At 41.5% G+C, this 12,289-nt stretch carries 10 protein-coding genes; 5 read left to right on the top strand and 5 right to left on the bottom strand.

The window, feature by feature from the left end; translation table 11 throughout:
- The first annotated feature begins 93 nt into the window (after positions 1-93).
- A complete protein-coding gene (locus HUS62_RS21445) occupies positions 94-363 on the top strand; it encodes a hypothetical protein (RefSeq protein ID WP_258536831.1) in 270 nt (89 codons plus the stop codon).
- Positions 364-401: 38 nt separating this feature from the next.
- Here the strand turns inward: HUS62_RS21445 and HUS62_RS21450 are convergent, their stop codons facing one another.
- The gene (locus HUS62_RS21450; RefSeq protein WP_175081089.1) at positions 402-1,256 is read right to left on the bottom strand and encodes a DUF417 family protein; all 855 of its coding nucleotides are present in this window, start codon (positions 1,254-1,256) and stop codon (positions 402-404) included.
- 232 nt (positions 1,257-1,488) lie between these two features.
- Here HUS62_RS21450 and HUS62_RS21455 point away from each other — a divergent pair, with 232 nt between their 5' ends.
- From HUS62_RS21455 to HUS62_RS21470, 4 genes are all read left to right on the top strand, one after another.
- Positions 1,489-1,971, top strand: coding sequence for a LysE family translocator (locus HUS62_RS21455; protein WP_282658504.1), 483 nt, complete (start codon positions 1,489-1,491; stop codon positions 1,969-1,971).
- Between the two features lie 59 nt (positions 1,972-2,030).
- A complete protein-coding gene (locus tag HUS62_RS21460) occupies positions 2,031-2,741 on the top strand; it encodes an AraC family transcriptional regulator (protein ID WP_306464835.1) in 711 nt (236 codons plus the stop codon).
- 98 nt (positions 2,742-2,839) lie between these two features.
- A complete protein-coding gene (locus HUS62_RS21465) occupies positions 2,840-3,760 on the top strand; it encodes a DMT family transporter (protein WP_175081091.1) in 921 nt (306 codons plus the stop codon).
- A 1-nt stretch (position 3,761) separates the two neighbouring features.
- Positions 3,762-4,175, top strand: coding sequence for an Rrf2 family transcriptional regulator (locus HUS62_RS21470; RefSeq protein ID WP_175081092.1), 414 nt, complete (start codon positions 3,762-3,764; stop codon positions 4,173-4,175).
- Between the two features lie 2 nt (positions 4,176-4,177).
- Here the strand turns inward: HUS62_RS21470 and HUS62_RS21475 are convergent, their stop codons facing one another.
- The 4 genes from HUS62_RS21475 to HUS62_RS21490 all read right to left on the bottom strand — a co-directional run bounded on the left by HUS62_RS21475 (position 4,178) and on the right by HUS62_RS21490 (position 12,201).
- On the bottom strand, positions 4,178-7,486 hold the full coding sequence (locus tag HUS62_RS21475) for an EAL domain-containing protein (RefSeq protein WP_175081093.1): 3,309 nt from the start codon (positions 7,484-7,486) through the stop codon (positions 4,178-4,180).
- A 126-nt stretch (positions 7,487-7,612) separates the two neighbouring features.
- Entirely contained in the window at positions 7,613-8,998 is a 1,386-nt protein-coding gene (yegQ, locus tag HUS62_RS21480; RefSeq protein WP_175081094.1) for a tRNA 5-hydroxyuridine modification protein YegQ, read from the bottom strand.
- Positions 8,999-9,261: 263 nt separating this feature from the next.
- Positions 9,262-9,750, bottom strand: coding sequence for a hypothetical protein (locus HUS62_RS21485; RefSeq protein WP_175081095.1), 489 nt, complete (start codon positions 9,748-9,750; stop codon positions 9,262-9,264).
- Between the two features lie 81 nt (positions 9,751-9,831).
- Positions 9,832-12,201: a hypothetical protein gene (locus HUS62_RS21490; RefSeq protein WP_175081096.1), complete on the bottom strand. Its 2,370-nt coding sequence runs from the start codon at positions 12,199-12,201 to the stop codon at positions 9,832-9,834.
- Between the last annotated feature and the right edge of the window lie 88 nt (positions 12,202-12,289).

The raw sequence follows: 12,289 nt of genomic DNA on the forward strand, positions 1-12,289 counted from the left end.
CCTTATTGGTAAAAGTAATTGTCCAATCTCTTTATACCGTACTCACCCCATTTGGGGGAGGAGTCCATACATCTCCTACAAGCAAATGGTCATGTGATCAGTATTTTAGGGCGTATTGAAACCCCAGTCGATGAGCCATTCACACGCACTATTTCTTATCATGAAATTGCCCTTGGTGCATTACACAATTATGGTGATACACAGCAATGGCAACGTCTTGTAAGTGATGGCGAAAAGCTCCTTAATGACATTGCGTCGGGTACTTTAAATGTTGAAGAACCTACAGACTTTGAATTTAACAATCTCAACGATGCGCTTGAGTTTTCTAAAGTTCAAAAGCAAAAAGCCGTTGTAGTTGTTTAGTGCTCATTTAAAAGGCCTCTTCTGAGGCCTTTTTTATTTTATGCGACTGTTTCGTTGGCTGTATTATTGATTACAGCTAGGTGATAAATAATCACTAAGTTTGCAATAAACCACAGATCTTTAATCACAAATTGACCAAGTCCTGCTAAAACCGTCGAACTGCTAAGCGCATTCGGTGCGGTAATTAAAAATGTTTGCGTCATGATAAAAACAGCGCAACAGGCAAGCCCTGCCAATACTATTAACTTATTGTTTTTAATCAACAAGCCAACACAAAGCAACAGCACACTGACAATATCAAATACACCAATTACATTCGATGCACCCTGCACACTAAAAACCTGATATAACCACGACATAAACGGCGATGTTTCGACAAGTGTTACAATCCCCTTCGCTTCAAAAGCAAAAAACTTCATGGCGCCAATCCAAACCAGCACTAATGCCACCGATGCATAATTTAAAGCAATATGCGCTTTATCACTCAAAGCATCTTTGTAAAACACAAATAAAAACAGCGGAATAACAGCAAAATACTTAATGATCCCCTGCCCCGACCCAATTACAGGAAAGCCCCCTTCACTTGCAAGCCAACGATTAGCGCCAAACAATGTAAGTAAGCAGACAAGTGCAATGACAAGAGCTGTCACGGTAGGAAGCGCCCTATTAATAAACCCTAAATGTGAATGAAGGCTGGTAACGCCAACAAAGCAAAATGCAAAGCCTGCGATCATACTCATGATGTGAGCTGGCAACTGAGCGTCTAATTTATAGAACGAAAAAATACTGCCAATGGCATTGGGGTTTGCTCCCAAGATAAAAGACAAACCCAATAACGAAAAACTGATGGTGATAAGTGCAACCACTAAATTATTTGATGTACGTAAATTCATTTAAACCCCTCTCTACTGCTTGTTTAAAAGACCTCAGTTAGGGATAAAAACATTCACGCTGAATTAAAAAATAAGAAAAGTCTGAGTATTAGTTTATCTAGGTAACTGAAAAAAATAAAAACATCGCAGCTATTTGCCGTTATTCGCTGTTAATTAGGCAAAAATAAATCTCTCCCATTCAATATCAGCAATTTTGTTCAAGTTTTTAGGTTGCCTGCTTCGCTATATTGGCGTGGGTAGCGCGATGTTTATCTTATTTGTGCTGCTTGGCTACCTTGTCTTACAAGTGATCAACCCGCAGTTTTTGCCTTATGTGAGCTTAATTGGTTGCGGCTATATTTTGTATATTGCTTGGCAGGTCGCAAAAGCAAAAGTACAGGTAAATGATGCATCAGCAGATGCCTCACTTAGCTTTTTCGATGGCCTATTCATGCAGCTATTAAATCCAAAAGCCTTGGTGGCCACTTTGCCAATTGCTACGATTCAGTTCCCAAGTGCAGATATTACCGGCGCTGCAATCGTATTTTGGTCACTTATTTTAGCCATTCTTGCCTTTGGTGCTCCTACAAGTTACTCGTTAGCGGGCTTGGTGCTTGGCAAACAAGTATCACGGACGGGTGTTTTTAATGTGTTTAATAAATTGATGGCTGTTTTGTTGGTTTATGTCGCGCTAATGATTGCCTACGAGCATGTGCTAACCCCGTTAATGGCCTAAAATTGATCATCCCTCGCAAACAGGCATAATAGCGTTATTCAGCAAACGGTTATCACAAAATGATGCAAGGCAATCTATCTATCCGCTCATACAGTACTAAGCCTGTTAGTCATAGCCATGACTATCATCAACTAGTACTGCCCTTAAAAGGTGTGATTGCTATTAGTGTGGGTGATTTTCAAGGTAAAGTTGCCCCCGGTGAATGCGTGGTTGTCAAAGCCTCGCAATCACACCTGTTTACCGCAATGCCAGAAGCCCGATTTGTGGTGGCCGATATGCCAAAGCTACCAGATAACCTGGCCACTGCTGAGCGCTGCGTGTTTGCTATTAATCTATCACTTTGGGCATTTTTGCAGTTTGTGGCAAAGCAACTTGAGCAAGCGGTTAATCGTGAATTAGAACTTGCTATGTTTAACACCTTCAATTTGCTGTTAGCTGAGCAAATTATGCAGCCTAAGGTCGACAGCCGTATTAGCGAGGCCCTGCTTTATATTGACAGTCACTTAGGTACTCCTCTTCAAATCAAACACCTTGCCAGCATTGCCTGTTTAAGCCCAACGCAATTTAAGCTGCTGTTTAAGCAACAAACAGGATTGACTGTCATGAACTATGTAACCAAACAGCGAATGGAAAAAGCCCAAGCCTTGCTAAGTCATACCGACTACCCGTTGCAACGCATTAGTGAGTTAGTTGGTTACAATGAGCTTTCATCTTTTAGCCGCAGTTTTTCAAAGTACTTTGGCTTATCACCGAGTAAATTCAAAAAGTAACTTTAGTTTTTAACGCCAACAAAACCGTCCTTTTTGTCAAAAACTGCACATCAATTTTGATTATGCTTTTGATATCTTAAATTTAAAGCGAATCATCAATGAACCACACCATCGCGACCATTGCCGTTTTAGTTGCCAGTGTGTTTTGGGGCACAACAGGCACAGCCGCAAGCTTTGCACCAGACATTAGCCCTTTTGCAATAGGTGCGTTTGCGATGGGGTTTGGCGGGGTATTACTTTGCATAACCTCACTAACTCAGCTAATAAACAATGCAAGTACACTGCGTAAGCATTACCCTCTAACCCTACTAGGCTCAGCCTGTGTGGCTATTTATCCGCTGGCATTTTATACCTCGATGAATAGCGCTGGTGTGGCAATAGGCACCGTTGTTTCGATTGCCAGCGCCCCTTTATTTACCGTCTTATTGGAATACTCAATTGAGAAAAAGCCCATTGCAACTCGCTGGCTAGTCAGCTTTTGCTTTGGTGCTATTGGCATTGGCTTAATTGCGTTAGGTAAAGAACATAATCTTGCTGCTAAGGGGTTGTTTAGCCAAAACATCGGCATTTTACTTGGCTTAATTGCAGGGCTTACCTATGCGGGCTATTCATGGGTTGCCAAACGTTTAATTAGCAACGGCGTTCATTCAAGAGCGACTATGGCAAGCCTATTTGGCGGCGCTGCATGTGTACTCTTGCCTTCGTTATTGTTCACTGGAGATGCGCTTTTTGCCACAGTTACCAATACCAGCGTGGCGCTTTACATGGCCATAGTGCCGATGTTTTTCGGTTATTGGCTATTTAGTATTGGCTTAAAAACCATAGCGGCTAGCCAAGCCGTGCTCATCACTTTACTTGAGCCTATTATCGCCACCGTACTAGCTATTGTGATTTTAAATGAGCAATTTCAGCATATTGGCTGGTTTGGCATTGGCTTAGTGAGCATTAGCTTGGTAATTCAAACGGTCAATATTAAGCAGTTCGTGATACACTGCAAAAAACGCATATTGACGATTTGAGATGAGAAAAGACAGCCGACTATCACGGGCTTTACATGTGCTGATCCATTTAAACAGTTACAGCCACCCTGTTACATCAGACACATTAGCAAACATGTTAATGACCAACCCTGTGGTCGTGCGCCGTACTATGGCGTTACTGCGTCAAGCGGGTTATGTATCGGCAATAAAAGGCCACAATGGCGGCTGGCTACTGGCCACTCCCTTAACAGACATCACCTTATTTGATATTCACCAAGCACTTGACGAAAAGAACCTGTTTGTCATTGGTCTAACCGATGAGCACAGCAACTGCCCTATCGAACATGCAGTTAACAGCGCCCTGCAAAACGCAATGGATGATGCAGAAGCACTGTTATTAAAACGTTTTGCTGAAGTGTCGCTTGCAGACCTTGCCAGTCAATTTAAAAAGTAGGCTTACCTTGAAAAACTTGGTGACTCCACAAACTCATACAACACTGTAATTGGCAGGGGCTTACTGAAGTAATAGCCTTGTACTTGAGAACACTCAAGCTCTTTCAGTATGTTCAGCTGCTGCTCACTTTCAACGCCTTCAGCAATTGACTCCATATTTAACGCACTGGCTAAATCAATCATGGCTTTAACAATTGCTTTATCAGCATCGCTGGGGTTTTCTAAATCATCAATAAATGATTTATCGATTTTTAGCTTATCGAGAGCAAAGTCTTTTAAGTAATTCATTGACGAATAGCCTGTACCAAAGTCATCAATCGACATTTTAAACCCTGCTTCACGCAGTTTTGTAATCGTGTTTAATGCAAATTTAGGATTACCAATAGCAATGGTTTCCGTTAATTCAAGTTCAATACATTCAGGCTCAATAGAGTAAGTTTGTAATACAGAGATTAAATCGCCAAGTAGCTGTTTTTTGACAAACTTCGTTGCCGATAGATTTATTGCAAAGGTCATTGCTGGCATGTTGTCGTCTTGCCACTGGCGAATTGTTTTAACGGTATTTTCGAATACCCAGTCATCAATTTCACTAATGCGGCCACTGCTTTCAGCAATAGGAATAAACTCAGCAGGTGATACATTGCCTAATGTTTCGCTGTGCCAGCGTATTAATACTTCAACAGCCACCACAGCGCCTGATGCAATATCTATTTGTGGTTGAAAAACTAAATAAAGCTCATTATTTTCAAGGGCATAATTAAGGGCATTGATGATTTGTAATTGCCTAAGCCCAGATTTATTCATTTCTTCGGCGTAGAATAACGCATTGTTTCTACCCTGCCTTTTAACCTCAAACATCGCTGACTCGGCCATCTGCAATAGCGGCTCAAATTCTTTGCCATCCATCGGAAACAGGGAAACCCCGACCGATGCTGTAACAACAATGAGTTCATCATTAATCGTCAGTGGCTCACTGATCACTTTTAATAAATCGTGGCTGCTCTTATTTATAGCGCCGGTGGAGGTATAAGACGTAATAAATGCAAAGCGGTCGCCTTGCAGCCGTGCAACCATAATATCCTCACCCATAAAGTTACAAATTCGCGCACTCAAGCTTTGTAACACTAGGTTGCAACTTGCCATACCCAATGCTTTATTGAGAATTTTAAAGTTGTCTAAACCAATTAAAATAAAGGCTGCCTTTGCATCAGCCTGAAGCTTAATGGTTTGCTCAAACTCCATCTGCAACTTGTCCTGGTTTGCAAGCCCCGTTAGCTGATCAAAATAAGAAAGTTGATGTATAAGGGTTTCACTTTCGACTTCTTTGGTCACATCATGCTGAAACGAAATGTAGTTACTCACCTTCCCTTGCTGATCCTTCAATGGGTAAATGGTAGTCTGCTCAACAATCACTTTACCGTGCTTGGTCATGTTAACCAAAGCACCCACCCAGGCTTTTCGATTTTTTAAGTGCTCCCACATTGTTTGATAAACAGCTGGTTCAGTTTGACCGGCACTGATTTTATGCGGGCTCTGACCTATTAGTTCATCATACTCGTACTGACACATATCAAGGTAAGCACGATTCATATACTCAATTTTTGCATCTGTATTGGTAAACATAATGGGGTGTGGATTTTGCTCAACCGCTTGAGACAATATGTGCATGCGTTTGTTAAGAGTAATTTTATGAAACCATTGCCACACTGACTCGGCCCAAACCGTTAGCATGTTTTTATCTTGCACACTAAACACTTTAGTTTGATGCTGTAAAATAATGGCCATATGGCACTGACTATGGCGTATCACGGGCACCACTAACAATGAGTTAGAGTCGCCAGGTAACCCGTATTCTTTTGCATGTTTTCGGTTAACAATGACAGCTTGCCCAGCCGCAATTTTGCCTTGTAACTTTTCAGTGCACACATCAAAAACATTACCTTTCTCGGCTCGATAATCATGTTGCTTTTGTTCGTTACAAATAAACAAAGCTGCGCCATCGCAATTGGTAATTTCGAGGGCTTGATTAACTGCATAATTCAACAACACATCTTGATCGTCTTGAAACGAAATTTCGGTTAGCTGTAATAAACCCCGATTAAATTTACTTTGCTGAGCAAGTGCCGCCATACGCCCAACTTTATCTGAGACATCGCGGGCGTTCACTAAATACGTTGGTCCATCATTATCGTGCTCGAACAAGGTAATCGAAAATTCAAAATGAATAACCCAGCCATTTACGCTAATGGGTAAGGTATTGACCAAACAGACAGCTGATTTTTTTGCCTCCATAAGTGTGCGCATAAAATCTTGCGCATCTGATTTTTCAAACATGCTACTAATATTTTGCCCAACCATCGCTTTAGTAAAGACATGGCTATCGGAGTTATCACTGAAGACTTCGCGAAAAGTACCGTCTTTTTCTAGCTCAAAAACCGAGTCTGGCAGTGCGGTAAGTGTTGCTTTTAACTGATTAGAGGAGTTATCTAGTGCTGCATACGGTTTAGTGACGGTTTCAACAAAAAGGATTTTATACAGTAAAAAGTAGGTGAGCCCTTTATACACATGCCCAAAAAAATTAAGGGTGTTGGTGGTGTGCGACGCATCATTAAACACCACAAAACAGGCCTCACTTAAAATAGCTAACAGGCAAACTAATGTTTTTCCTGCAATGTTTAAATTTGTTCTGGGCTTACGAAGTTGTGTCGCAAACATCAAAACAGCAGCACCGTAAAGCGCTAAAACGAGTAACTCAATTAAAAACTTAATATGGCTACCACCGACTCCTTCTATGTAGATTTCTGGCAGTGAACCTGGAAAATAAAAAAGAGAGCTTGCAATAAACAAACTAAAAAGCAGTAAAGAGGTAAGTAAGGCGCGCGCATTTAACGGTTTATATTTAACCCAAATCCCCGCTGCAATAATTAAAAAGGCAACCCCATTAAACAGCCGAGCAATGAGCCAAAAACTTAATACCAAGTTCATGTCTGCATTGCCTTCATGCATGCTGTCATAAGCTAAAAAGTGCAATGAATCAAAAATGGCAACGCACAACATGGCACAAGAGAGCAGTAACAGTTTGTAGTTATTGGTGAAATGCCACGTGTTCCAACCAATTGCAAAAATTAAAAACGAGATCACAACTGAGAACAATTCGACGCTCGTATGCATTGCTACATAAAAAGGAATAGCAGCAATAAGACCTAATCGTTCAAGTAGCAAAACAAAAGCCAGCAGCAATACCCCTACCGCAACATAAGGTACAGTGTGTAAAAGCTCTTTTTGATGTGATGGATGAATAACGTATTTCACTATAGTTTTTGATTATGTTTAATTAATATCCTTAGAAAAAAGGATAGTAAAAATAACTAGTAACGATAGTGAAATACCAAAAAAAGATGAGAACAATGCGCTAAGTATGACTTAGCGCATCTTCTATTAAGCTTTTTTGAATGGATTACGGGTATCTTGGTCGGCATCTAGATTACGCATCAAAATTGCGTGATCTAAATCGATGTCTTCTGGCAGAGGAATTTTAACAATATGACCTGAGCCTTTTGCATCGCTAACGGCTTCGCCTTTTTTGTTTTCCATAAAGTCCAACTTAAAGTTGATGTTGCCTTTTGGTGTCATAAGCTCAAGTGAATGACCAGTACAGAACTTATTTTTCACATCAATTTCAACTAAGCCATTATCTTTGCGACCTAATACTTCACCCACAAACTGCTGTTTATCTGACATCGAATGACCGTACTCATAGTTTTGATAGTCTTGATGTGCGTGGCGTTTTAAAAACCCTTCTGTATAACCACGATGCGCTAAGTTCTCGAGAGTTTTAAATAAGTTTGCGTCAAATGGACGACCAGCAACGGCATCATCAATGGCTTTACGGTACACTTGTGCAGTACGAGCAACATAGTAGAAAGACTTGGTACGGCCTTCAATTTTTAAACTATGCACGCCCATTTTCGTTAGTTGATCAACATATTGAACGGCACGTAAATCTTTTGAGTTCATTATGTAAGTGCCATGCTCGTCTTCAAAAGCAGGCATGTACTCACCTGGGCGCCCTTGCTCTTCAAGCATGAATACTTCGTTACTTGGTGCACCATCACCTAGGGTTGGGATCACCGCTTTAGGGTCAATTTTATGTACCATTTCGCCGGTTTCATTTTCGGTGCCTGGTTTCACATCGTAGTTCCAGCGACATGCATTAGTGCACGTACCTTGGTTTGGATCGCGTTTATTAATATAACCCGATAACAAGCAACGGCCAGAATACGCCATGCAAAGTGCACCGTGAACAAACACTTCAAGTTCTGTATTAGGGCATAGTTCACGAATTTCAGCAATTTCTTCAAGCGATAATTCGCGCGATAAAATGACTCGTTCAATACCCTGCTGAGCCCAAAAGTTCACTGTGGCATAGTTCACCGCATTGGCCTGCACAGATAAGTGAATTGGCATATCTGGCCATTTTTCACGCACTAACATAATAAGCCCAGGATCTGACATGATCAGTGCATCTGGCTGCATCTCAATGACAGGCTCAATATCGCGTAAGTACGATTTAACCTTGGCATTATGAGGAGCAATGTTCGACACCACATACAACTTTTTATTTTGCGCATGCGCTTCGTTGATACCAACTTGCAGATTATCTAGGTCAAACTCATTGTTACGAACACGAAGGCTATAACGAGGTTGGCCAGCGTATACGGCATCTGCACCATAGGCAAAGGCATAACGCATATTCTTTAAACTACCCGCAGGTGATAACAACTCAGGCGTAAAAGGACGAGGGGTCAAAATAGGTGACGACATGAAAGCTCCACACATCGAACCGAGTACAAGTCGGTTGCATGAATTAATACGATAATGAAGCGCGGCAGTATAATAACCTGCCCAGTAATTTTATTGATCTAGATCATGATTGATGAAAACTCAGCAAACCAGCTGTGAGCCTAGAAAAAGAAAAAAGGTGACCAATCCTATGGCCACCTTTTTAGATCAAACTCAATTAACTATCCAGGGTAATTGGTTTGGATTTGCTAATGTTAACAGCAAAGCCCTTAACATTGATATTTTTATACGCCAGTTAAGCGTTCTCGGCGTTTTTTCCACAATAAGAACTGATAACCAAGTAGGCCATCGGCCTGAATATTGATCCGCCCACCTGCGGCTTTTATCACTTGCAATTGCTTTGGCTTATCGTCGAATTCAAATTTGAATTTATATGACGTCAGTGTTTGCTTAAGCAAACTAATGGCAAGCTCGTGCTCTTTTGCAGCCTGAATGGTGACCATTTCATCCTGATTAAAGCGGTACTTAATTTGTTTATTTGTTGCGATTAGTTTCGGCATCAAATTAGCGATATGTTCATTCCAGTGCGCAGACTTTTTTGCGTATTCCATTGAAGCCGCTTCATCTAGCTCCCATGTGGTCAATAACTCTTCAGGAACATTAAACCCTTTGTTGCTTGAGCTTGCAGCTTGATGGGTTTGCGCACTAGCTTGATCAGGAATAAAGCTTAGAATACATAACCATATTATTGTTATTAATGAACTTTTATACATTAGCAGGCCTTTGTTACAAAGATATTGAAATAAAGGCCCAGCCACCTAGCCGGACCTTTAAGCGCTTAACACAAAATGGTATTAGTCATTAATATGTGCGCAGCGGCCAAATTCAGCACCTGCCGACACCGCATCAACCACTTGCTTAGGGAAGCTAAGTTCACGGTCGCGGCCGTTGTCACATACAAATGCCTTATTCGCATCGATTTCAATTGATAACACTGCGCCAGCAATGCCTGCCATGATCTCAGAACCATCAGCACTTAGGCCAAACATGTTATCGGTAAGCAAGCCTTTTGCTTCAGTAACACCTTGCTTAGCAAAGAACTCTGCTGATGACATCCAGCCAATACCTTTTAAATAAATAGCGCCAACAAAACCGCCAGATAGAGGGCTACCAGCGCGTCCGGTGATCATCGATAAGTCCTCATTTGCATCAAGAACCATCACTGAAGGTAAGCCAAATCCTAGTTCAACTAATTCTTCATGGCTGTAGCCTAGGTCGCAATAGTTGGTCCAGAAACTTATCGCAGGAATGTTGTCACACCAACGTAAGCTACCAATTTTTTGAGTTGTATTGGTTACTGTATCCCATACTTTTACGCCAGCAGGGCGACGGTTTTCGATGGCGCCAAAGGCGACATAACGACCATTTTCAGAAATAACTGAGTTGTCGATTGCACCAAACTCCGTGTAGGTATCAACAAGCTCGCCATTCACCCAAGCAATTTGCGTAAAGCCATTCGTTGAACCTGTAATGGTTTCGCCATTACCAGAGATACGATCTGCTCGCGCCCATGCCGTACGACGAATTTGCTCATCGCCATTCATAATAGCGATTTCTTTACCGCTGCCATATGAGCGATCAACCATTTTAGTACCTGGCAATAACTTAGCTTTGCCAGTTTTGACATCCCATACAGTTGGTATACCGAGTGAGCGTGCAGCTTCGCCTTCAGCACAGCGATTTGAACCATCGTATGGGAAGCGTGTTGTGCCAACCACTCGTTTACCTGCATCATCCATATCCCAGATGCTATTTGAGCTATCACCTTGTTGACTCGATAAAGCGCAACTATTGCCTGTTAAATCTTCAAGCATTGATACATGGCCAGAATTAATGTCCCATACACCACCTTGCATAATACCGTTGTCATTAAAGTGTGCAGTAATGGCTGCTTTAGTCGCTGTTTTATTCATTGCAGTGCTTGTAGAGCTTAACAAAGCGTAGCCATCAGGGCTTACTAAAGTATCAAATGATTTAGTGGCACTATCGTATAAGAAAGGGATACCCGAAGAGGTTGTTCCAAGTGCCTTTTTACCGTTTTTGGCGTGATCCATTACAAACGCTGAAATCAGTGGCGTATACTGAATACCATCTTGATAGCCATTAAAGAACATTTCGACCTGTTTAGTTTCACCCGCTGAAACAACAATTTCGGTCATTGCACAGGCATTATCAACGCCAGGGTTCGCGCTTTCGCTGTCATTCCAATATTCAGATTCAGATAAAATATTCGTTTGTTGAGTTGGGTAGCCACCTGCATTGATCTCTTGAGTATAAAGAGCATATCGAGCACCTGGCGTTAAGCCATTAATAGTGAATGAGCCATCTGGGCCAATACGGCCTTGAGTCATATTACCAGACTGTTGACTGATCACATCTTCATAAGGGTTATCAAGATTTCGTGCAATTAAATTAATACCAGAATACTCAACGCCTTCTTTTGTAAAAAGCTTTCCTTGAATACTACCGAACTTTGCTTTGTATTCCTCGCTAGGATAGAGGTCAGAAATATTAACAATATCGTCTTTTACATTAATCGTATGCTGGTTAGAGCCTGCTGTTGAACGAACATTAATAAACGGGAACATTGTTTCAATGGCAGAAAAGTCAAGCATACTTGAACTAGTAAACTCTGTAACCCCAGCACAGCCCGGTACACCATCGTATTGTGGGCTATAGCTTGCCGACATATACACTAAATGGCCATTTGCTTGCGAGTGAGACATATTGATCGCATGGCCAAACTCATGGGTGAATACCCCACCAACTTGCGTGCCATCGGTATCATTAATATCAACATACCAGCCGTTCATTAAAGCTGTCGCTTCAATAATCTCACCGGTTTCTTCATCAGCCCATTCAGGGAATGCAATACCCAATACCGAGTTGCGAGGCACACCAAAATAGTTTTCTAAAATGCCACCATCTGTATCGTAATTAACCCAAAAGCCATAACCGTTCTCAACACCATAAATTTGGTCAACATTATCAGCGGTTACATCCGCAATGCCTGTTTTCTCAAAAATAGTGCCTTGTACTGACATCTCAAATGTAGATGTCTCTACATCTGACCATTCTCTCACAGCATTTGCTGTTACCGCATTCGCTTGCTCAATAGTTAGAAAAGTATAATCTCGGTCAAGTTCTGTATTAGCAGGGATCACTGTGCCATCACGGCTAGCGCATTTTAATCCCAGATTCTAACAGGGTTGAGCGATAATCATCGTCTAGCCCTGCCATTTTCTTTTTTCT

It is taken from the genome of Pseudoalteromonas sp. 0303 (assembly GCF_013349995.1).
GTDB lineage: Bacteria > Pseudomonadota > Gammaproteobacteria > Enterobacterales > Alteromonadaceae > Pseudoalteromonas.